The organism is Pirellula sp. SH-Sr6A (assembly GCF_001610875.1).
Classification (GTDB): Bacteria; Planctomycetota; Planctomycetia; order Pirellulales; family Pirellulaceae; genus JBKCUI01.
Map to the genome: position 1 here is coordinate 5794966 of NZ_CP011272.1, position 22460 is coordinate 5817425.

The following is a 22460-nucleotide window of genomic DNA, read 5'->3' on the forward strand; positions in this document are numbered from 1 at the left end:
TCGATGTGCGAATATTTACCCGACGGCATTTTTGTTTGCTAGGCCATTTCTCCTTTTTTTCTAGTTCCCCTCCTCGTTTTCCGGGTTTTTGAAGTGAGGCGGAGATCGTGGCTGCCCTCCAAATCCCAACGCTTTCCCCGTTGGCTCGCGTTTCGTTGCTCAAAGAAACTTTCGGCGGTAAACTGCTGCTTACGGGAGGTTTCTCCTCTCGGTTCCCCTACTCGGACTTTGTCAAAACAGGTTTTTGCCTTGGACATGCTGCAGAATCTCAGAAAACTTCAACTGACAGAGTCCCAACGCGACGGGATGCGTCGAGCCGGCGAATTCAATGCCCAGCTGATGGATTACGTTCGCCCTTTCGTCAAACCAGGTATTTCTACCGAGGAAATCGATCGCCTCGTCCACGAATACACGATCCGGAACAAACATCAGCCTGCTACCCTCGGTTACTTGGGGTATACCAAGTCGTGCTGCACCAGTGTGAACGACGTCATTTGCCACGGTATCCCGGACAGCTACGTCTTGAAAGAGGGTGATATCGTCAATGTCGATATCACCTCGATCGTCGATGGTTGGCATGGCGATCAGTCGGAAACGTTTTTGGTCGGGACGGTCTCCGATGAAGCCCGCGCTGTCACCCAATGCGCTTTCGACGCCATGCACCGTGCCATCGCCGCTTTGGAACCAGGATGCACCGTAAGTGTCATCGGCGACAATGTCGTTGCTGAAGCGACCGAGCGAGGGTTTTCCGTGGTTCGTGAATATGTCGGCCACGGGTTGGGCAAGCGGTTCCACCAATACCCGAACATTCCTCACGTTCCCGATCGCAAGAGCCGCCAAGAACGCTTGCTCCCCGGTATGTGCTTCACGGTCGAACCGATGATCAACGTTGGCACGCGCTTTACCAAACTCGACACTACCGACAACTGGACGGTGCGAACCAAAGATGGAAAGCTTTCCGCCCAATTCGAACACACTGTCTTGATGCGAGAAGATGGCCCAGAGATCTTGACGCAGTGCCCAGCCGGACCGAAACGCGGCCATCGCTTCTAATCGCCTTTCACAACGAAATCGACTTACCACATGCTCCGAAGACGTTGGAAATGGACCATTGCTATCGGATCGATAGGATTGCTCCTCGTCCTGGCCGCGCCCAGCTTTTTCGGTAGCAAATGGGTGTACGAACCGCTCATTCGCTCCTTCGCCCAAGACCGGCTGCAACTCCAGGTTGGACAGGTCAAGCTCGGTTGGTTTCGCCCCATCGAAATCACCGACGTCGTCGTCTCCGACTTGGATACCGCACCGGATCCCCTTCTTCCTCCCACTCTGTCCACGGCGACCACCGTCGCGTCCGCAAACAGACCACTTCTTACGATTGAGTCGATTCGCGCCGATCGAGGGCTACTCGGCTTCCTCCTCGGAGGGCGGAAACTAGGGCGTATTGAGATCGTCGCGCCTCGCATGGATATTTCGTTGTTAGAAAATGGGTCCAATCTCGAACGCTTGATTCAGTCGTTGCAACGCTCCCAACAAGATGATGCACCGAATTCCTCAAAGGCTCTAGGGTCTCGCCCCAAGTTCGATTTGCAAATCGCCATCCGTTCGGCCAGTGTTCATGTCGAACGCGCTGGAGTCGAAGGTCCCTTGGTCGTCATCCCTCCGTTCGATGTAACCGCCGACTATTTAGGGGCCGCGGATGACCCGCGTCTGATCGTGGAGCCAACAACGTTGCTTCATGAGGTGGAGCTCACGCAAGAACTCGTCCGTCTCGGGCTGGGCAAGGCGGTCCCGCTGTTGGCGAAGTCGGCTTGGTTCGACGGCCGTGTTACCTTGTCGAGCGAGAAGTTCGAAATACCCCTTGAGCATCCTGTCGACTCGCTGGGCAAGGCACGTATCGTGCTTCATCAAGTGCGAACGGGGCCCTCAGAACCGATGATGATTGATGCAATTGAGTTGCTGGCCCGACTTCGTAACAAACCGGCGGCTTTGGAGCTTGTGTTTGTCGATGGTTCGGAAATCGAAGTCGCCATCCAAGATCGTCGGGTCTTTCACAGTGGTTTAGAGGCTGGATTGCCCAAGGTCGATGAGAGATTGCAATTCTCGTCTTCCGGCTCTGTCGGGATCGAGGATCGTTCGCTCGACATGACGCTGTTGGTTCCAGTACCTGTCGAGCAAATCGCGATGAGGGAGAAGGTGAAGGAGCTTGGCGTCCCGCGGCTTCGCGTTCCGGTGGGTGGTGCCTTGGACCAGCCTCAAGTCGATTGGAATTTGATGCGTAAGGACTCGGGATTGGTGCTTGCTATGATGGCCGGGCAGTTGGAGGGGGACGCCCCGATCCTCAGCAATATCGTCGGTTCCCTCGGAAACGTCGCAGAGGGGCAGGCGGATGAAGCGATAGCGGCTGCTGCCGAATTGTTGAAATCGATTCGCGATCGGCGCAAGCAGACATCGGGGGACGCGAAGAAGCCTGATGAACCAGCGACTACCACGGAGGAGCCTGCATCGAAGCGACCGCTGCTAGATGCCCTCCGAAAGGCCGTTCGGCCTCGTTAAGCAAACATAGAGGGTCGTTCGGGGCTAGTCCGCGAGCAGCGATCGGGCCGTGGATCGGATCTGCTGAATCCATAACCGCGCCCGGGAAGCTTGATCGCCGTTTCCCTTTTTCATGTGTTCTCGTTCGATCGATTCCAGGTCCCGAGCGCCTCTCAGGAGATGCTCTACGGCGTGCCACTGCGCGTCTGGAATGTCAGAGATCGATCTGCTCGATGGCGTTTGCGGTTGGGTTGGGACACCCTCACGCGGCATAAAGGCTTTCTTGATCTCTTGAAAGACAGGATCGTTATCTAGGTCGACTGGAGGAGTCGTAGGTGAGAGCGAAGGACTGGGCTGTGAGGAGCTGGGCTGCGTGGGGGCAGATGGTGGATCTTGGACGAAAAGAAAGGAGCTGATCCCCAGCATGCTACCTAGGGTAACGGTGCTTTGGAAAAAGAAACGGTATGGCGATTGGTGCATCAGTTTGTTTTTGGAGATGAGGGGCAAGGGAACGCGGCGCGCGGGAAGATTCTTCCGACAGGGGCTTACCCTGCAACCGCGAAACGTTGGACTAGCAGGATCGGGATGTAGGCCTAGATTGTAAAGGGTAGGGGTGGTAGGGATTGTTCGGAAGCCGGCAAAAAGGCTTTGGCGAAGCCGGTCGAGCTTCCGATATCAGACTTTTGGTGGGTCTATGGAGTAGACCCGTGAGCCTACGAAGAGTCTTCGTGGCATTCCATGGATGGAGGACCCAGTTGTTCAAGGAACCATCCATGCGCCTTTTACGTTTCGCCATTGCCATCGCCCCACTTCTGCTCTCTTCGGCTGTCTACGGACAGCAAAAAGAGCCTTTAACCGGCGGATCGCCCTCTGATAAGAAGTTAGTTCCGGGATGGGCTCGATTCGAACCCAACCCTGCACATCAATACATCGTCGCAAGGGCTCGCGAGCAAGAAGCCCACCGGGTCGCGGTGGCTCGATACTACGAGTCGATCGGGTACGACTATGCACACCCCGTGCTGAGTTCATCGCAAGGGATGGTGCCTGCTTCCCTTCAATTCCCGCGTCGCAATTACGTCGGACCGACGTTTTACGCTTCCTACCATGGAGTTCCGGTTTACAGCACGATTCCCTTCGGATCCCCTTGGTGGTCGGAGTGAAGGCGGGAGAAGATAGGCTGTGGCATGCCCAGCCGTGCAATCCATTCGCATAACGCAGGCGAAGGAAGGGTGAGAAGTTTGGCTGGACCACGACAAGGGCTGGCCAGGATTCTCGCCCTTTCTTCTTTTCATCTTCTTTTCACTCGATCCTGGAATGGATCCTTTCGAGTTGGATGTGACGAGATACCGCTCGGTGGATATACTCCTGAGCAAGGCCGCGGGCAGGTAGGTTCTGACCGTCTGCATCGCGGCAAGGCCCCGCACTCTTTGGTTGCCTCATGATTCAAATTCAATTCAACGGCGAGCCTCAATCGATCGATCCGGATACGACCCTTTTGCAGCTTCTGGAGCGATTTGGCGTGGAGAGTCGGTTTTGTGCCGTCGAGATTAACTTGGACATTCTCCCTAAATCGGATTACGAAACCTACTGCCTGCGGGATGGAGATCGTATCGAGGTCGTCACTTTGGTAGGAGGTGGTTGAAATGTCCGATTCCGTTCCTCGCACGGATCCGCCCGCGACTCCATCCTCCAATGCTTCCAGAGAGAGCGCATCCGGAAGCAGTTCCTCCTCGGATAGTACAGCGATCCAGCGCTCGCTCGCGGATACAGGCTTTCAGGTTGGCAAGCACACGCTCGCCAGTCGGCTGATTGTTGGGACAGGGAAATACGATACCAACGCGCTCATGCGCGACTCATTGCTGGCCAGTGGCAGCGATTGTGTCACGGTCGCAGTTCGCCGCGAAAAGCTTTATGATCGAGAAGGCAAGAATCTGCTCGACTACATCGATTGGACGCGATTCACATTGCTCCCGAACACCGCGGGTTGTTTCAATGCAACCGACGCGGTCCGGGTAGCCCGACTTGGCCGAGAGATTCTCAGTTCGCTTGGAAACCCTGGTGCTGACTGGGTCAAGCTCGAAGTGCTCGGGGATACCAAAACGTTGCTCCCCGACCCTATTGCCACGTTGGAGGCTTGCAAGCGACTGGTGGACGAAGGGTTTCAAGTCCTCTGTTACACGAGCGACGATCCGATCATGGCCGTCCGGTTGAAGGCTGCGGGAGCCACGAGCGTGATGCCCGCAGGTTCTCCCATCGGTTCCGGGCAAGGGATATTGAATCCGAATAATTTGAAGATCATTCTCGAATATCTCAAAGGGGACGATCCAGACTATCCCGTCATTGTGGATGCGGGCGTTGGCACGGCGAGCGACGTTGCGACTGCATTTGAGCTTGGGGCCGACGGGGTGTTGCTCAATACCGCAATCGCTCACGCGAGGGACCCGATCTCGATGGCTGCTGCGATGAAGCATGCGGCCATAGCAGGGCGACTTGCTTTCCTCTCCGGCCGAATTCCGAAGCGACTGTATGCAACAGCGAGCAGTCCTGAAGAGGGGGTAATCACCTCGAGGCCTTGGTAGTACGGCTCAGGAAATCGTGTTTTCGTGGGCGCACAGTTTTTCTCCGATGAAAAGTTTTCTCGGATGACGGATCCGGGGGGCAAGCAGGCCTCCCTGAAGCTATCGATGGAAAGGAAATCGCAAAGTGACTGAACGCAGTTTCGATGTCGTGGTGATTGGAACCGGGCCTGGGGGTGAAGGTGCAGCCATGCAGGCCGCTAAAGGTGGCAAGCGAGTGGCGGTCGTCGAGGCCTACGATCGAATTGGGGGAGGATGCACGCATTGGGGAACTATCCCCAGCAAGGCGCTTCGGTTCTCCATTTACAGCGTCATGGAAGCGATGAACAATCCGATCGTAAAAGAGCTCGGTGTTCATCTGAATCCGACTTTTGCCCAGCTACGTGCCAGCAGCAAATCGATTATTTCCAAACAAGTCTCGATGCGACAGACGTTTTACGAGCGGAACAATGTGCCGGTCTTTTACGGCAAAGCTCGGTTTTTGGATGCCAATACTATTGAAGTCGACGCGGATACTCGGCTTCGAGGCGATTACGTAGTGATCGCGACTGGTTCCCGCCCCTATCGCCCGTTGGGAGTCGATTTCTCCCACCCACGAATATTCGATAGCGATACGATTCTCGATCTCGCGTTCAAGCCGCAGTCGATCACAATCTATGGTGCAGGCGTGATTGGGTGCGAGTATGCGTCAATGTTTAGGAACTTGGGCATCAAGGTGAATTTAGTCAATACTCGCGCCAAGCTGCTTGAGTTTCTCGATGATGAAATCATCGATGCTTTGAGTTACCAGATGAGAGACTCGGGTGTCGTGATTCGGCACAACGAAACCTTCTCCAAGATTGAGCCTCGCGACGATGGAGTTGTTTTGTCGCTTGAAAGTGGCAAGCAGGTCAAAACGGACATCCTTCTTTGGGCCAACGGCAGGACCGGTAATATCGATGGTCTTCAATTGGAGGCAATCGGAGTTCAGGGAAACTCACGGGGAGTGATTCCGGTCGATGAGAACTTCCGAACCACGTGTGAAAACGTGTACGCCGTAGGGGATGTTATCGGATACCCGTCGTTAGCGAGCGCTGCGTACATGCAGGGCAGGTCAGCCGCCCAGCATATTGAGGGGACGGTTAGTCACGTCAAGCTTTCCGATATCCCAACCGGGATCTACACCAGTCCGGAAATCAGTTCCATCGGACGAACCGAGCGAGAATTGACGGAAGCCAAGGTTCCGTACGAGGTGGGGCATTCCCAATTCAAGAGCTTAGCGAGAGCCCAGATTACGGGACGTGCGATCGGGATGCTCAAGCTCCTGTTTCATCGCGAGACATTGGAAATATTAGGGGTTCATTGTTTTGGGCCTAACGCGTCCGAGATCATTCACATCGGTCAGGCGATTATGAAGCAGCCGGCTCCCCTGAATACACTCGAGTACTTTATCAATACAACATTCAACTATCCGACCATGGCGGAGGCGTATCGGGTCGCGGCGCTGAATGGGTACAACCGATTGTTCTGATCGTCGACTAGTAGCGTTTTGGTTCGCTGGAGGGAGAGGTGTTGTTGCCGGGGGCTCCAGCGTTTCCAGCGATCACGCTTGGGCTATTGGGGTTCGGTGTCCCTTGTGCGATACGAACGTTAAGAGCGCTGATCCGCTGGTAGAGATCAGGTTGACTGGCGTTGATGGCCAAACTTTGTTGGTAGTTTTGAACCGCTTGCATTAGTTCGCCGGAGTTTTCGCGGAGCTTCCCCTTGGCCGCCCACGCATTGGGGTTCCGTGGGTCCATCGCAAGGGCTTCATCCAGGTATTGTTCGGCTACTTTGGATTGGTTGAATTCTTGGTGCAACCGAGCCAATTCCACACGTGCATCCGAAAGAGTTGGGCTTCGCTGCGTCCAGTTCTTTAAGAGAGCGAATGCTCGGTCCGATCGCCCGGTATCGACCAGGAGCACTGCTAGTCCGCGATGGCAATCGACGTGGTTGGGGGAGAGGTCTAGGCACTGGTTGTAGAGCGCTTCGGCGGTTTCCATCATCTTGGCATCTTTCGCATTCGCTCCGAGGCGGTGGTAGGTCGATGCGAGGTTGTAATGGACGTCGGGGTTTGCGGGGTCTACTTGTTTGGCTTGCTGGAAGACTTGGAGAGCCTCCGCATACCTGCCTTGTTGAAAGAGGGAGACCCCGGTGCCATTAGGGCCCATGCTCGATCGGCAGCCGACGCTTCCCATCAACAAAGCCCACACAAGAACGGTTGTAGAAAGGTGAATGGCTTTGAATATCAAGATAACACCGTCACTCTGGGGGTTATAACGCGGGAACGGGGCTTGCTGTTTGGAGCATGTTGTGGAGCGGATGGCTCCGTCCGGGATGGGGGAATCTCCCATTTCCACTTGTTCAAAGGCGTGGATAACAAATAGAATTCGGGAAAGCAAGACAAACTGGGTAGGCGGTTTGAAGCGGTTGGGTAACCCTTGCGATGCGGTGAAAGATTGCTCCACTTTCGGGCTGGGTATTGGAACTTGAGTGGTTTCACTCAATTTGCTTGCAATCCAATAAGGGTTTCAGGTTGAAAACGCTGATAACCGAAGTGCGAGATATTGCTCGCGCCGGTCCCCTCCGAACGTCCCACTGCACTGTGGACTCGCCAAGCCGCTCCAAATCTGTCTTGTGCGAAGCATAGCTTCTCCTGTTTTGAAGGCGAAGTTTACATAAATGTCCAGTTGGGAGCCGGAAACATCCCATTCCATCATCCGTGGAGATAGATCAATGCGTTCCTTGGCCGCAGCGACAGCGATTGTCGCTTTGTGGGTTAGCCCCACGTTCGCGACGCAGTTATCGAGTATGTTCGCGTCCCATTCTCATGATTTCGGTACCGTCGCGAGAGCTGCGAAGACCGAGCATCGCTTTTACTTTGAGAACCCGTTTTCGCAAACTTTGCATGTCCAAAGCGTGAGGACATCGTGTGGTTGCACCACCCCAATTGTCGAGACGCACGAAGTCCCACCGAAGGGGCGCGGCAGTATTTTGGCGAAGTTCAACACGGGCACGCACACAGGCCAGCGGGCAGCGACCCTCACTGTGACATTCACGAAGCCGGTTTATGGTGAAGTCCAGCTCCATGTGAAGGGTTACATTCGCACCGACGTGGTCTTCAATCCAGGGGAGGCCTCGTTCGGAACCGTCGATCAAGGGGCGTCGAAGTCTGTCGATGTGGCTTTGGAGTACGCAGGCCGAGCCGATTGGCAAATCAGGGGAGTCAGCTCGAGCGAAGGGTTTCTCACTGCGACTGCCACCGAAGTTTCGCGTGGATCGGGGCGTGTGCGATATAACCTTTCGCTCCAGTTGAGCGAGAACGCCCCGTCGGGTCCGTTGCAAAGCGAGATTGTGGTCCTCACCAATGATCGCAATTTGACGCGTGTTCCGCTCCGGGTGGTCGCCAACGTGGTTGCGGGCCTTTCTGCTTCTCCTTCTTCCATTGCATTGGGGGATGTTCTACCAGACGAGTCGATGAAACAGCTGGTATTGCTCAAGGGGAACAAGGACTTTCTCGTGAAAAGCGTTTCGAGCGACGTTTTCGATGTCGAAGCGTCTCTCGGAGACGAGCCAAAGTCGCTCCAACCTCTGCAGTTGGTTTTGAAACCGAAAGCAACGGACTTTGGGAAAGAGATCAAGGGATCGATTCGCTTTGAGACTGACCTCGAGGATAAGCCCGAGATCGAGATCGTCGCGGTTTATCGTCTGAAAGCACCAGCGGCGGTCGAAATCGTTGGCAAATAGTCGATCTGGCGCAACTTCTGAGTCGTCGAAACTCAAGCCCAGCGGCATAAAGTAAGAGAAAAGCCCGGCCGATTTGGCCGGGCTTTTCGTTTTGCTGCGATCGGTCTTGAGCGAGTCGGTTCGCTAGCCTTACTTCGCTTCGCCACATCAACCTTGCCTTGCTCTCGCAAATCGTGTTGTGGTAAGGTGGGCGATGGAAGCCCAAGGAGAGTAGGTGATGGGTCTCATCGCTCGGTCTCCGTGGGTTGGTTCATTCCCAACCGACCAAGGAAGGTCAGATGTACAAGTTGCTTCTTTGCTGGCGTTATTTGCGAACCCGTTGGATTGCGCTCGCCTCGATTGTCTCGGTGACATTGGGAGTGGCGACGCTGATTGTCGTCAATAGCGTCATGGATGGTTTCACATCGCAGATGCAGGATCGGATGCACGGCATTCTGAGCGATCTCGTCGTCGAGACTCGATCGACAGCAGGACTGAGTCAGCCCGATTGGTACATCAAACGCATTCATGAACGATTAGGGGATTCGTTATCCGGAGTCACCACGGTCGTCACCTTACCTGCCATGATGACCTTCACTGTCAACGGGCAATCGCATACCCAGCAGATCAACTTGATCGGTATCGATGAATCGAGTTATGCAGACGTTAGCGATTTCAGCAAGTACCTTCTGCACCCTTCCAATCAGAAGCAACTAGATTTTCGATTGCAGGAAAGTGGTTATGACCCTGCTCGTGACGCGCTTCAACCGGCTGGTTGGGAGCACCGTCGCTACGTCGAAGCGTTGAAGAAAGAGAATGCAAAGCAGCAGCGGTTATTCCGAGAAGAAATGGACCGGTACCAACAGCTTCAGAAGCAAATTCGCGAAAGTCAGTTAGCGAAGGATACTCCGGATGTTCTCGAAAAGGAATCGGCCAGCGCGGGAGCTGCTGAGACGGTTGTCGAAGGTACGGGAGAAGAGGTCGATTCACGTCTCACTAGTCCTAGCCAGAACAAAGCTTCGCTCGATCTATTGAATCAAAATCCGTCCATTTCTTCGGCGCCGACACAAGGTTATGCGTTTGACGGAGAGAAAGAGCAGCATACAGGAATCGTGCTTGGAATCGGTTTGGGAAGCATTCGGGGCCGCGACCAGGACGGGAAGGTCAAGGATCACTTCTATTTGCGACCAGGTGATGACGTAAGTGTTGCATTTCCCAATGCAGGTACACCTCCTCGCGCGATCGACCAATCCTTTACCATCGTGGATTTCTACGAGAGCAAGATGAGCGAGTACGATGCAACCTTTGCATTCGTTCCCATTCAGGCGTTGCAGAAGGCTCGTGGGATGATCGACCCACAAACCGGTATGGGAGCTGTTACGTCGATCCAAATCAAACTGAAGCCGAACGTCGATCTGGCAATGGCTCGAGATGCCTTGAGGGCTGAGTTTCCACCGGAGTCGATGGTGTCGGTGAATTCCTGGAAAGATACCCAAGGTCCTTTGTTGGCTGCAGTGGCCATGGAGACCACCATCCTGAACATCCTTTTGTTCATGATTATTGCGGTAGCAGGTTTCGGCATTCTCGCGACATTCTTCATGATCGTTGTGGAGAAGACTCGCGACATTGGAGTCCTCAAATCGCTCGGGGCACCTGGGACTGGAATCGCAGCCATTTTCCTCGGCTACGGTGTATTGCTCGGAAGCGTCGGTGCAGGAGTTGGTTTGGCTGTTGGCCTGGTGTTCGTTTGGAAAATCAATGAAATAGCGAGAGTTGTGGAATTCGTTACCGGCCGAGAAGTCTTTGATCCGACCGTGTATTACTTTGATAAGATTCCGACGATCGTCCATCCCACCATGCTGGTATGGGTCAGTATCGGCTCGGTGTTGATCGCGGTTCTAGCAAGTGTTCTTCCATCCATTCGTGCAGCGCGCATGCACCCAGTTGAGGCATTGCGATATGAATAGTGTTGTCCCCACCTCGACCGCTAACAAATCCAAGTCGATCGAGCAAAGCCGCTACCGTGTGGTTCGCGTTGAGTCGGAGGAAAATTCTCGTCTCGACCCTTCGTCCCAACGTGTGATCTTGCAAGCGACTCAGGTCACCAAGGCCTATATACGCCATAACATGCGCGTCGATGTTTTGAAGGGAGTCGATTTCCAAGCCGAAGAAGGAAAGATGACTGCTATCGTCGGACAAAGCGGGTCTGGCAAGAGTACGCTTCTCCATCTGCTCGGGACATTGGATCGACCCGATAGCGGAGAGATCTTCTTCGATCAAAATCGAATTGATAATGTCCCCAACCGTCAGCGCGACCAATTTCGAAATAGCAAGCTTGGAATGATCTTCCAATTCTATCACTTGCTACCCGAGCTGACGTTGCTGGAAAATATTCTCGCTCCGGCGTTGATTGGCCAAGGTATATGGGGTTATTGGTCCAAGCGACGAGAGATCGTCGCGCGTGCCAAGGATTTGGCGAAAACGGTTGGCCTGGATCATCGCTTGCACCATAAGCCGAATCAGCTTTCGGGTGGGGAGATGCAACGCACGGCCATAGCCCGGGCATTGATTGCGTCGCCAGCTTTATTGCTGGCGGATGAACCAACGGGAAATTTGGATCAGGAAACAGGCACCTCGATTCTCAATATTCTCCGCAACCTGAATCAGCAGCAAGGACTCACGATTGTGATGGTCACCCATGACGAATCGATCGCAGCCCAATGCGATGCGCTCGTGCGTCTCAAAGGTGGCCGGGTCGAGAAACTAAAATAGCCATCCTCAGCGCGATGGGATTCACCGTTGGACCGAACTGATGAAAACGGCGCGAGGCATTCCTTACCAGACTCGCTTCGCCCATTACTAACATGTCACTTCGGTGCTCAGCGTTGGCAAGCAGTCGAACCAAATCATCGCGGAATGAGTGGGCTGCCCCTCTTTCAGTTAATCACTGACGGAGGGACCTATGCCCTCCGGGCCTGGCCAAAGACATCGCTTACCATTCAAAAAATTGGATGGTGGGCCGACGCGTGTGAAAGGTTTCCAAAAGCGGGCTATGAAGAGGATTCGCCGATTCCGCGGCCTCTCCGATGGCACGAGCTAGTTACTAGGCTCGATAGCTGGCTACCGTCCACTCTGGTCCAATCTGCGGATTGGTATTGGACTCTTTCCACCTGGGTTCCGGGTGTTCCGTTATCCATCTCTGCATTGACGAACGGACTGCGTGGGCGGCTCATGGGGTTTCTTGCCGATTTGCATCGACTTTGCCGAACTATTGCATGCACCGAAGAGCCCTCCCGGGGGATTCGAGAACGGTGGGAAGCATTGCAAAACGATGAGTGGAGCGTGCCAACGCGGGGTGTCGACGAAGCCGACATTGCTCGATACGCATCGTTTGTCCGCATGGTAAATCGCGATGCAAACGAGTGGAAGAAATTTCTGTTCGCATGGACACAGCGCCCCGTACGTCAGCACTGGATTGTCCGCGATCTCTGGAGAGAAAACCTTTTGATTTCAAACGACTCCGCGCGGATTTGGGTTGTGGATCTCGGAGCATCTCGCGTCGAAGCTCCCTTCTTCGATTTGGTCCGGCTGCTCGGAAGTTTACATGTTCATTGGGGCCAATGGCGTGAGGGAGTTCAGGCATACATCGACGCCTCGGAGTGGAAGTTACCCTTGTCGGCGGAGGAGTTGTGGATGTTGCATCGAGTCTCCGTGGCGATTTCTATCAGGCACTGGAGTCGAGTGTTTAGTTTCGAATCAGGGCGAAGCGAGGGGAAGGATACGGCAGGCTGGGAGCGGTTTCGTGAATTGTTGACGATTTGGGAGCTTGCACAACGGTGAGGTGAATGGGCTTCCGGGGGGTGAGGGATTGGGAAAGATTGGTCGATGTTTCTCCATCGTATGGAGCGAATCTTCTTCGATGCATAAAAAAACGCGAAGCCGTGTGGGGCTTCGCGAATCGGGTGTTGCGACGTTCGAAGGACGTGTGTGCGGTCGATATTACTTTTTCAAGTCGCGGATCATTTCCTTTAGTTCGGCGACTTCTTTGCGGAGCTTTTCAATCTCCATCTTGAGTTCTCTGTCGCCGGCAGAAAATGCGAACGCGCGTGCGGCATTCATGCCTTGTACGCCCGGTACTGGCATTTCTTGAAGCGGCGCTCCTTGGAACAGCCAACCGCCGGAAGGCATGTTCAGTTCGATATTCTCTACCACGCGATCGAGGTCTTTGATCTCTGCTGGTTTGACTTCCAGCGTGAGTTTTTCTTCGTCGCGAGCAATAGCGATATGGAGGGCCTTGTTTTCTTTCCCTGCGACTTGCACTGCTTTCATCAACTGGTCGACATCGGTGAGTGCCTTTTCGTCGATCTTCAGCAACAAGTCCCCTTCCTTCACGCCTGCTTTCGCTGCAGGGGAATCAGGAAATACACTTTCGACAACCAGCCCTTCTTGGCCTTCGGGTTTCTCAATTGTGGAGCCGTCTTCTGCCATTTCCGAACGGCAAGCGACTCCGATACGGTATTTTTGATCCGCCATATCGCGCAGAACACGCGCTCGGAGTTGTTTAAGTCTCTGTTGAACACCGCCTTCTCCTGTTACATTCAGTTCGACGACATCGCCGGGTTCACCGCCATGAAGTTCGATGATTTGAACTTCGGCATCTTTGGCCATCTTTTCTGCTGCCTCAGCTTTCTTCGCTGACAATTCTCCCTTCTTGGCAGCTTGCCGAGCTTTCTCTTCGGCGACGGCGACCTCTTTGAGAATCTTGGCCTTCATCTCATCGGCTACACCTGCTTTTTCAAGCGCTTCCGCCACCTTCTTTTGGATATCGGCTTGCTGGTTACCTTCCGCTCGCACGATGAAAGCCGTCGTCTTCTTTTCCTCTTTCGTCTCCTCCTGAGCGTAGGCGAGAGGCATCAGAATACTGCTCGTACCGGAAACGGCGATCACAGGTGCAACCAAATGTTTAAATACAGATCTCATCATTCAATCCTTAAGCAAAAAATAAAAATCCTTAATGAACTCTGCTGATTTATTGTCCGTAGGGCCTCAATCCAACTTGGTGGATTGGAACCACCACTTGACGCCCATCGTTCAGTTGACCTGTCATGTACTCAGGTCTTAAGTCGATCTCGAAGCCTTGCTGCCGCAGTCGTTGATTGGCCTTTTGGACTTCGTAGGCCTGCAATGCAAGTACCAATTGAGGATCGATGTCGTTCGGATCGAAGATAGGGATATCTTGATTGCCAATTTGGACTCTCAGGTCAGTTTCAGGTAACCCCTCATAGGGATTGCCTGGATCCGATACGAGTTGATTGGTAGCAGCGAGCCCGCTAGTGCCAGGGGTGTGCGATTGGATGCTCGGTTTGAACAACGTGGATTGGTTGGTGGCCAATGCGTCTTTGGAGGGCGAATCCTGTGAATTGGAGGAGGGCACCATGCGGCCGCCCCAAAAGGCGGCGAGACCGATCAGTCCGGCGGCGAGGAAAGGTCGCCAGGAATGTTCTCGCTCCTCGGGTCGCTCGTGGAGAACGGGTCGCTCGTGGAGAACGGGTCGCTCGTGGAGAACGGGTCGCTCGTGGAGAACGGGTCGCTCGTGGAGAACGGGTCGCTCGTGGAGAACGGGGCGCTCGTGGAGAACGGGGCGATCGTGGAGAACGGGGCGATCGATTGCGGTCGAAAGGTTTTGGATCGGCAGGTTCGCAAGTGAATTCGAGTTGAAAATCTTGGGCGAAGCAGGTTCGGAAGAGACGGCAGCAATCGGGTTCGCAGGGGGCACGTTGTGAAGCTGCTTCGAGAACTGTTGCTCTTCGAGCATCGCCAGGGCGATCTCTCTCCAATTTTCAGGATTGGAATCGCAATGCTCGAGCAGTTCTCGCCGCTGGCCGGGAGAGCACTCACCGTCCACTAACGCTTGAAGTTGCAAGGGGTCGATCATAGGAAGGAAACCTATTGAGTCTGGTGCTTATCGGTATTGCGAAGTGACTACGAATAATAAGTGGACAGCTTTGCCCTCAAGGCCTTTCGGGCTTTGAGCAAGCGATATTCAACTGTCTTAATTGAAATTCCAAGGTGATCAGCCAGATCCTGGTACCCCCAACCTTCGGTGTATTTGAGGAGTAGGATTTGGCGGTCTGGAGAGGATAGCTTTTGGATAGCGCTGGCGACGACCGAATCACTTTCCAACTTCATCAGCCACTCTCCCGGGCAGGGAGAGTCCGATAATTCGGAACCTTTTCCCGCGTCGGCCGCACCCACCAGCAGTTTTTTTCGCCTGCCGTTGGATCGGTGATGATTGATGACTTTTCGCAAGGCAATGCGATAGAGCCAAGGTGCAATCTTTGCGGGATCCTCAGGTCGGCTGCGTTGTGTGATGGCCGCAAGTGCGACTTCCTGCAAAACGTCTTCTGCCGCCTGGTGGTCCGCTAACCGGGAATGGATGACGGTGGACAACCAGCGACGATGTCTATCGATCGCATTGCCCCAATCGATCTGCTCCGATTTTTCTTCCATGGGTAATCTCATTGCCAGCGCGCTCATGATGCGAAAAGAGTCGCTAGCAAGCCGTCTTTCCCCTGACGGAATGGGGGAATTAGGGGTGATTTTTGAAGATTTTGTGGGTCATCCGTGGACATAGCCGCGCGGAGGAAGCTGTTTGACTCCACCTTTCTCTTTCGACCACAGTCCGGTCCTGCCCACAATTTCCCCGATGCGTGTGAGAGGCACTCCGCCGATTACGGCCGGCAACCGATCGACTTTTTCCTTGGGAATCGCGAGCAAGAGCTCGAAATCTTCCCCGTCCCCTAACGCGTGGTCGAGGGGGGAGCGACCCGTGGATTCTGCCAATCGCCGCGCCGCATCGCTGATCGGGATCCTGCTTAAGTCCACTTCGGCACCGCATCGGCTCGCCACGGTCATATTGAGAAGGTCGATCCCCAAGCCATCGCTGATATCGGTCGCAGCCGAAACAATATCGAGTTGTGCCAGTTGGTTCGCCAAGCGGAGGCGGGGTTCAAAATCGAGGTGTTTCCCGAGAATGCTTCCTCCGAGCGTGCCGGTGACGACAATGGCATCGCCTGTCTTCGCCCCTGAACGCTTCCATGCCCGATCGGGCGCGACGCTTCCAATGGCAGTCAAGTGGAGAGCCAAGGGCCCGTCCCAGACGTTGGTATCCCCGCCCGCAATGGCGACGGCGTATTCTCTGGCCATTTCGAGAACCCCTTCGAAAACTTCGGCGGCGATATCTCCAGCAGAAGCCCGCGGTAAGCAAAGGGACAAAAATGCGGCCACTGGGGTGGCCCCCATACTGGCAAGGTCGCTCAGACTAACCCCGAGGAGCTTGCGTCCAGCCCTTCGACCGCCGCACTCCGATAGGATAAAATGCGTACCGTCGCAAAGCGAGTCCGTGGTGACGACGCAATCGTCGGCTGAACCGGCCAGAAGCGCGCAGTCATCGCCAATCCCCAGTTTGACCTGCGGGAGCTTCGACGAACGTTGTTTTGCCCAGGCGATAAAGCTATGTTCCATGGTTGAACCGTCAGGATGTTGCGATCGATCGAAACAGCGGGACATGCGCCCGCCCATTGCCAAAGCCTATCGACCTATGAACCGAAGCACTAGACGTTTTCGTACCTGCCTGACTGCAGCTTTTTGTTCGGACGGTGGGAGGCACCGACTCTTGCAATGGGGGGTGTTCCACCTCGCGGCAGGTTGCTTTCTGACCGCACCGGTTTCCTGCTGGGCGCAATCCCCGTCTGATCCACCTGCATCGGTTTCGGCTATTGAGGGGGAATCGTCCGAGGGGCCCTCTGAAACGGAGATCTTGGGTTGGATCGAGAATTTGAGCGACAAAAGTTACGGCAAGAGAGAATGGGCCAGCGACCAACTTTATCGGCACGCGGATGCCGCGTTCCCCATGATCGAGAAATCGCTCAAAAAAGCAGACGGAGAGGCTTTTACTCGGATGCTGGAGATCGTCTGCGATTTGATTCGTTCCAGCCACCCCCCACGTAAATCGCAAGCTACCGCGCTGATCAAACGTCTTGCAAACGAAACGACGGGGAGCCGAGGGTTGCAGGCAGCTCGAGTGCATGAAGCGGTTCGCTTGCAGGTGGGACAAAGCGCGTGGGCGCGCGTTCAGAGATTGTCTCCCGAGATGCGGTTGAGCTTTCCCAGCCGATCCCAATTGCTTCAAGTCAACGATCCGCTCGATATCAATGAAAGTTTCCAGGGAACCGCGGAGGATCTCCAAGACTTGGACCATGTCGACTGGATTCGATTCGCGAGGCTGGAGGGCTCCAAGATTACGCCGGAAATCCTCAAGGCGGTGTTGAGGCTACCTAATTTGAACCATCTTCAAATTGTCGACGCAAAGTTGACTGCGGAGGATTTACTCGCCATTAAGGATGGGCCCGAGCTCAACATTCTGGAGCTTTCTTACGTGCCAGTTGGCGACGAATTGATCCCGCATCTGCGCGAGTTTCCTGTAACGCAAACGCTGTGGATCTTCGGAACGAATATGTCCCTCGATGGGGGCCGTCAAGCGTTGGATCAGCTCAGTGATATCGAATTGTTCGTCTCGCGCGGGGCCTACTTGGGGGTCCTGAGCCAGGCGAATTCGCTCGTTATCGATCGAGTCATTGAAAATTCAGCGGCGGCCCGCGCAGGCCTTCGATATCGCGATCAGATCATGAAGGTCAACGACGTGGAGCTCAAGAGCTTTGACGATCTCAGGCGGGAGCTGCGCAAATTCGCACCGGGAGAGTCAGCTGAGATCGAGTTCAAGCGGCTCGTGCCTTCGGAGCCCAGGCTTCGAGATCCGCTCGACCCTGGCCCCTTTCGCTTGCCTACCGATCTGGACTACAAGCCCGAGATCATGAAGGCTACCGTGACGTTTGGGAAGCAATCGATTTAGGTTGTAGCCAGTATTTTCTTCATGACCGTCGCACCTTCGACACCCGTTAGTTTGGCATCGAGTCCTTGGAACTTGACCGAAAAAGAAGAGTGCTCAATTCCCATGAGGTAGAGCATCGTAGCGTGCAGATCGTGAACATTGGCAATATCCTCGACAGCGGCGTACCCAAGTTCGTCCGTTGCCCCATGCACGATGCCGCCTCGGACGCCCGCTCCAGCGAGCCAAACCGACATGGCCTTGTTGTGATGATCTCGTCCATTTCCTCCTTGTGACATAGGAGTCCGCCCAAATTCCCCGGCCCAAACGATCAAGGTGTCCTCGAACATACCTCGTTGCTTGAGATCCGTGATAAGGGCCATGCAGGCTCGATCGATTTCCTTTGCCTTGAACTCGATTCCCTCTTTGACCCCGCCGTGGTGATCCCAGTCCTTGTGATAGAGCTGGATAAACCGAACGCCCCTTTCTGCCAAGCGACGAGCGAGCAAGCAATTGGATGCGAAAGAGCCATCTCCCGGTTGGCACCCGTAGAGTTCAAGAGTGGCCGCAGACTCGCGATCGGTCTGCATCAACTCGGGAATACTCGTTTGCATCTTGAAAGCCATCTCGTATTGGGCGATGCGCGTCGCAATTTCCGGATCATCAACCGTCAGGGCATATTGTTTGTTCAATTGATTGATGGACTCGATATCGCGTGCTTGGTCCTCCAACCGCATGCCGTGTGGGCTATTGAGGTATAGCACCGCATCCCCTTGGGAACGCAACTGCACCCCTTGAAACTTGGTTGGCAAAAAGCCGCTGCTCCATTGGCGGGCGGCGATGGGTTGGTTTTGGCCCCCTTTTCCAAGAGATGTCAACACGACGAACCCAGGCAAGTTTTCCGATTCGCACCCCAATCCGTACGTGACCCATGCCCCCATGCTCGGCCGTCCCGCGATTTGGGAACCGGTATTCATAAACATGTGCGCGGGGTCATGGTTGATCGCTTCTGTTGTCATCGAGCGGATCAAGCAGATGTCATCGAGAACCGAACCGATATGCGGGAAGAGCGAGCAGATTTCAGTTCCATTCGATCCGAATGTGCTGAAAGGGTGCTGAGGAGCGAAACACTTCAGCGGTTGACCTTGAAGCTGAGCAAGCTGCTGCCCTTTGGTCATCGATTCCGGCATGGGTTTCCCATCCATCTCCCCCAACTTGGGTTTGGGATCGAATGTCTCCAATTGAGAGGGGCCACCGGCCATAGTGAGCCAAATAACTCGCTTCGCTTTTTGGGGATAGGCGAGCTTGGGAATCACCCCTTTCGACTCGGTATAGGAGCCGGTCCCTTCGGCAAAAAGATCTGGGGACAAACAAGTCGCCAGCGCGAGTCCCCCTAAACCCTGCGAGGTGCGGCCGAGGAAAAGCCGCCGTCGCATTTCTGTATTTTCCAAGTGCATTGTCAAATCTCGTTCCGACATGATCTGAGGTTCGTGCGGGAGGCCATTAAGGACGAGTGATTGTCTCGTGCAAATTCAAAAGTATGCGACACACGTGTGTCCAAGCCGCCAATTGAATTCGATCGAGATCTTCTGGAACATCGCGATGCCCCGAAGTTATGAGCGTCTTGGCATCGTTGTCGCGTTCGGAGTACGACTTCACCCGATCGTTAATAACCGCTCGGAGAGCATCGTACTCAGAGTGAGTGGGGTCGCGTTGAAGGGTCAGTTGCCAAGCTAGGCGGATACGATCCTCCAATCCTGAAGAATCCGCTCGCAGGATCTTTTCCGCAAACGCGCATGCAGCTTCGACGTAGCTCGGGTCGTTGAGGAGCACTAATGCCTGCTGCGGTATATTCGAGCGGTTCCGATCGGCCGCGCATTCCTCTCGGGTCGGGGCGTCGAACGCGAGCATACTCGGATGGACGAAACTGCGTTGCCACCACGTGTAGAGCCCCCGGCGATATTGATTGTTCCCTGAGTCCGGTTGGTATTTACGGACCGGGAAATTGAGGTTCTCCCAATATCCTTCAGGTTGATAAGGTTTTACGCTGGGCCCCCCCACCTTTTGTACGAGCAGACCGGATATCCGAAGGGCCGTATCGCGGACCAATTCGGCATCGATTCGAAACGGTGTCTGCCTTCCCCAAAAGCGATTGTCAGGGTCCCTTTCGAGTTGGACTGGAGTGGCATTGGACGATCGTCGGTAGGTTTCGCTGGTGACGATGAATCGCACCATATGTTTCATATCCCAGCCGCGTTCCACGAATTCGCAAGCCAGCTGATCCAAGAGCGGAAGATTGGGAGGAGTTTCACCTTGGGCTCCCAAATCATCCAGAACCTTGCTGAGACCTGCTCCGAAAAGCTGTTTCCAAAGCCGGTTCATAACCGTCCTAGCCGTCAGTGGGTTCTCCGAGCTCACCAACCACTTTGCTAAATCCAATCGGTTGTACCCACCCTCAACCGCTGGAGGTTGAGGCAAGTATGCTGGGAATGCAGGCTGAACCACTTCCCCTGACTCGTCCATCCAATTCCCGCGAGGAAGGATTCGAACGGTCCGTTTAGAGGGTGAACTAATCGAAACAAGGCATTTGGGGAACGTGTTCTCGAGATCCGATTTTCTCTTTTTCGCTTCCGACAGTTTCGTCCGGAGTTCTCGAAGCGATTCAGTCGACTCTTTGAACCCTTGCACCAGCTCTTTCTTCTGTCCCTCTGTGCGATCTGCTGCCGGTGTTAGCAGAATCTTGGCCAAGGCCGGAGAGACAGACGAGGAGTTTGGGCTTTCGATCGGTGGAGGTTGGGAAGTCGATTGGATTCTCAGTTTTGCGATCGCGTGCTCCCCACCCCAACCAAAAACGAGCTTGATCGTCCAATTTCCTGTCTTCGCGACCTGCGGCGACTTCCATTGGAGATAGAGCGATTGCACTGCTTTTTCGCCACCGAGAACCGCCCAACCATTGTCGCGTCGATCGGAGATCCCATCGACTGCGTGGGCTGCTGGGAAGTTGGGTTGTTCGTATGTGGCAGTCGCCTTCTCGATGTCCAGAGACTTTCCATCGACCTCTGCTGTGATTTCGCTCAGAACAAAGTTTCCGTTGGGGGCAAGGCCGATTCCTTTGGGACCCTCTGGGATCACATCGAGCCTAAGTCCAGTCGTCGGTTCGCTCGAGCCAGGAAGTTCAAGGATATAAGTATCGGTCCCGTCGCTCTGCGAACGGGTCACTCTTTTTTCGTCTACTTTCGCAAGAACGTTACCATCCTTATCCAACCGAAGGTTTATGTTCTTTTTGACCGACTGAACTTTTGTCGGGCGAACGGTCGACCACGTCTCGTCTCGCTGGAGACGCGCCACTTGATCGCCTTCCCAGCGGTGCATCTCGGCATCCAGTTCGGGGTGGGGGGCGTCGAGCTCACGTTGGAGGCGATCGAGTTCTCGTTGGGCTTCCTCCCACTGACGACTTTGTTCGTCCGTCATGACCATCATCCCTGGTTCTCTCGCCCCGATGATAGGCTCTTGGATGTCGGCGAAGAACGCACCGAGCGAATAGAAATCTCGCATGGTGATCGGATCGAATTTGTGGTCGTGGCATTGAGCGCATCCCGTTGTTTGTCCTAGCCATACCGCCCCGATAGCGCGGACGCGGTCCGTCAGCATGCGTTGTTCGTAGTCTTTGGGTTGCGAGCCCCCTTCTTCGGTCGAAAGGAGGAGACGGTTGAATGCCGAAGCAACCTTGGTCTCCTGGTTTGCATCAGGAAGGAGATCCCCTGCAATCTGTTCGATCGTGAATCGATCAAAGGGCTTGTTGGAATTGAAGCTCTGGATCACGTAATCACGGTAGGGCCAGATGTTGCGGGGATTGTCGCTGTGGTATCCGATTGTATCGGCGAAACGGACGACATCGAGCCAACCGATCGCCATGCGCTCGCCATAGTGAGGACTGTTGAGGATCGAGTCGACAAGTTGTTCGTAGGCATTCGGTGCTTCGGCTTCCACGAACGCCTTGACTTGCTCGGGCGAAGGGGGATATCCGAGCAAATCAAAGTAAAGGCGCCGAATCAGAATCCTGCGATCCGCGGCCTTCGTCGGTGCAATGTCTTGTTCGGTAAGTTTTAGGTTCACCAAGTGATCGATCGGATGGACACCGGGCGGAATTGCCGATTTTTTCGGGGGCTCGTAGGCCCAGTGCTTTTGATAGACGGCTCCTTGTTCGACCCATCGCTTGAGCAAATCTTTTTGCGCCTCGGTAAGCGTCTTGTGGGACTCGGGCGGAGGCATTTTCTCGTCTGCGTCCTCGCTGAAGATCCGCGAAACCAGTTCACTTGCTTTTGCGTCACCCGGAACGATGGAACTGAGGTAAGCGTCTTCGGCCCGATCCAACCGAAGGTCCGCTTCTCGCCGATTCGCATCGGGACCATGGCAAAAGAAGCAGTTGTCCGAAAGGATGGGGCGAATATCTCGATTGAATTCCACCGTCTGCAGTTGGGCAGGCTGCAGTTGGGCAGGCTGCTGCGGGCCTGACTGCTGTTGGCCTGACTGCTGTTGGGCTGACTGCTGCTGAGCCTGTGCGGATGGAATCCAGGACACGATGAGCCCTGCAACGAAGCACACGAGCGTTCGGTGTTCGATCGCGATACGAAACAATTCAAGACTCCCGGGGGATCGCGTGGATGGCATATGCGAAGGACGAAACGAACGGGATAGCTGGAAGGTAATCAGGCGGGTAT

The 22460-nt window shown here is 54.6% G+C and carries 19 protein-coding genes; 11 read left to right on the plus strand and 8 right to left on the minus strand.

The window, feature by feature from the left end:
* Positions 1–255 precede the first annotated feature (255 nt).
* The gene (gene map / locus VN12_RS22375) at positions 256–1053 is read left to right on the plus strand and encodes a type I methionyl aminopeptidase (protein WP_146678877.1); all 798 of its coding nucleotides are present in this window, start codon (positions 256–258) and stop codon (positions 1051–1053) included.
* Between the two features lie 30 nt (positions 1054–1083).
* On the plus strand, positions 1084–2553 hold the full coding sequence (locus tag VN12_RS22380) for a hypothetical protein (RefSeq protein ID WP_146678878.1): 1470 nt from the start codon (positions 1084–1086) through the stop codon (positions 2551–2553).
* A 24-nt stretch (positions 2554–2577) separates the two neighbouring features.
* Here VN12_RS22380 and VN12_RS22385 read toward each other — a convergent pair whose 3' ends face one another.
* Positions 2578–3012: a hypothetical protein gene (locus VN12_RS22385; protein WP_146678879.1), complete on the minus strand. Its 435-nt coding sequence runs from the start codon at positions 3010–3012 to the stop codon at positions 2578–2580.
* A gap of 293 nt (positions 3013–3305) precedes the next feature.
* On the opposite strand from VN12_RS22385, the gene VN12_RS22390 reads away from it, so the two are divergent.
* The 4 genes from VN12_RS22390 (at position 3306) to sthA (ending at position 6618) form a co-directional block, all read left to right on the plus strand.
* Entirely contained in the window at positions 3306–3692 is a 387-nt protein-coding gene (locus tag VN12_RS22390) for a hypothetical protein (RefSeq protein WP_146678880.1), read from the plus strand.
* Between the two features lie 278 nt (positions 3693–3970).
* On the plus strand, positions 3971–4174 hold the full coding sequence (gene thiS, locus VN12_RS22395) for a sulfur carrier protein ThiS (protein WP_146678881.1): 204 nt from the start codon (positions 3971–3973) through the stop codon (positions 4172–4174).
* A 1-nt stretch (position 4175) separates the two neighbouring features.
* On the plus strand, positions 4176–5111 hold the full coding sequence (locus tag VN12_RS22400) for a thiazole synthase (RefSeq protein ID WP_146678882.1): 936 nt from the start codon (positions 4176–4178) through the stop codon (positions 5109–5111).
* Positions 5112–5235: 124 nt separating this feature from the next.
* Positions 5236–6618, plus strand: coding sequence for a Si-specific NAD(P)(+) transhydrogenase (sthA, locus tag VN12_RS22405; protein WP_146678883.1), 1383 nt, complete (start codon positions 5236–5238; stop codon positions 6616–6618).
* Positions 6619–6625: 7 nt separating this feature from the next.
* On the opposite strand, the gene VN12_RS22410 is transcribed toward sthA, so the two are convergent.
* On the minus strand, positions 6626–7633 hold the full coding sequence (locus VN12_RS22410) for a tetratricopeptide repeat protein (RefSeq protein ID WP_146678884.1): 1008 nt from the start codon (positions 7631–7633) through the stop codon (positions 6626–6628).
* 229 nt (positions 7634–7862) lie between these two features.
* Here VN12_RS22410 and VN12_RS22415 point away from each other — a divergent pair, with 229 nt between their 5' ends.
* The 4 genes from VN12_RS22415 (at position 7863) to VN12_RS22430 (ending at position 12692) form a co-directional block, all read left to right on the plus strand.
* Complete coding sequence (locus tag VN12_RS22415; protein ID WP_168164584.1) at positions 7863–8873, plus strand: DUF1573 domain-containing protein; 1011 nt, start codon at positions 7863–7865, stop codon at positions 8871–8873.
* Positions 8874–9151: 278 nt separating this feature from the next.
* Positions 9152–10819: an ABC transporter permease gene (locus VN12_RS22420; protein WP_146678886.1), complete on the plus strand. Its 1668-nt coding sequence runs from the start codon at positions 9152–9154 to the stop codon at positions 10817–10819.
* Entirely contained in the window at positions 10812–11624 is an 813-nt protein-coding gene (locus VN12_RS22425; RefSeq protein ID WP_146678887.1) for an ABC transporter ATP-binding protein, read from the plus strand. The genes VN12_RS22420 and VN12_RS22425 overlap by 8 nt, the downstream gene beginning before the upstream one ends.
* 144 nt (positions 11625–11768) lie before the next feature.
* Complete coding sequence (locus VN12_RS22430) at positions 11769–12692, plus strand: phosphotransferase (RefSeq protein ID WP_146678888.1); 924 nt, start codon at positions 11769–11771, stop codon at positions 12690–12692.
* 159 nt (positions 12693–12851) lie between these two features.
* Here VN12_RS22430 and VN12_RS22435 read toward each other — a convergent pair whose 3' ends face one another.
* From VN12_RS22435 to VN12_RS22455, 4 genes are all read right to left on the minus strand, one after another.
* Entirely contained in the window at positions 12852–13835 is a 984-nt protein-coding gene (locus VN12_RS22435; protein ID WP_146678889.1) for a PDZ domain-containing protein, read from the minus strand.
* A 46-nt stretch (positions 13836–13881) separates the two neighbouring features.
* The gene (locus VN12_RS26020; protein WP_168164585.1) at positions 13882–14787 is read right to left on the minus strand and encodes a hypothetical protein; all 906 of its coding nucleotides are present in this window, start codon (positions 14785–14787) and stop codon (positions 13882–13884) included.
* A gap of 47 nt (positions 14788–14834) precedes the next feature.
* Positions 14835–15362: an RNA polymerase sigma factor gene (locus tag VN12_RS22450; protein ID WP_168164586.1), complete on the minus strand. Its 528-nt coding sequence runs from the start codon at positions 15360–15362 to the stop codon at positions 14835–14837.
* Positions 15363–15470: 108 nt separating this feature from the next.
* On the minus strand, positions 15471–16376 hold the full coding sequence (locus tag VN12_RS22455) for a thiamine-phosphate kinase (RefSeq protein WP_168164587.1): 906 nt from the start codon (positions 16374–16376) through the stop codon (positions 15471–15473).
* Between the two features lie 76 nt (positions 16377–16452).
* Between VN12_RS22455 and VN12_RS22460 the strand changes: the two genes are divergently transcribed.
* On the plus strand, positions 16453–17763 hold the full coding sequence (locus tag VN12_RS22460; protein WP_168164588.1) for a PDZ domain-containing protein: 1311 nt from the start codon (positions 16453–16455) through the stop codon (positions 17761–17763).
* On the opposite strand, the gene VN12_RS22465 is transcribed toward VN12_RS22460, so the two are convergent.
* Positions 17760–19217 carry a DUF1501 domain-containing protein gene (locus VN12_RS22465; protein ID WP_240491233.1) on the minus strand — a complete coding sequence of 486 codons (1458 nt, stop codon included), beginning with the start codon at positions 19215–19217 and terminating at the stop codon, positions 17760–17762. The genes VN12_RS22460 and VN12_RS22465 overlap by 4 nt on opposite strands.
* Positions 19218–19242: 25 nt before the next feature.
* Complete coding sequence (locus tag VN12_RS22470; RefSeq protein ID WP_205855123.1) at positions 19243–22377, minus strand: PSD1 and planctomycete cytochrome C domain-containing protein; 3135 nt, start codon at positions 22375–22377, stop codon at positions 19243–19245.
* Positions 22378–22460 lie beyond the last annotated feature (83 nt).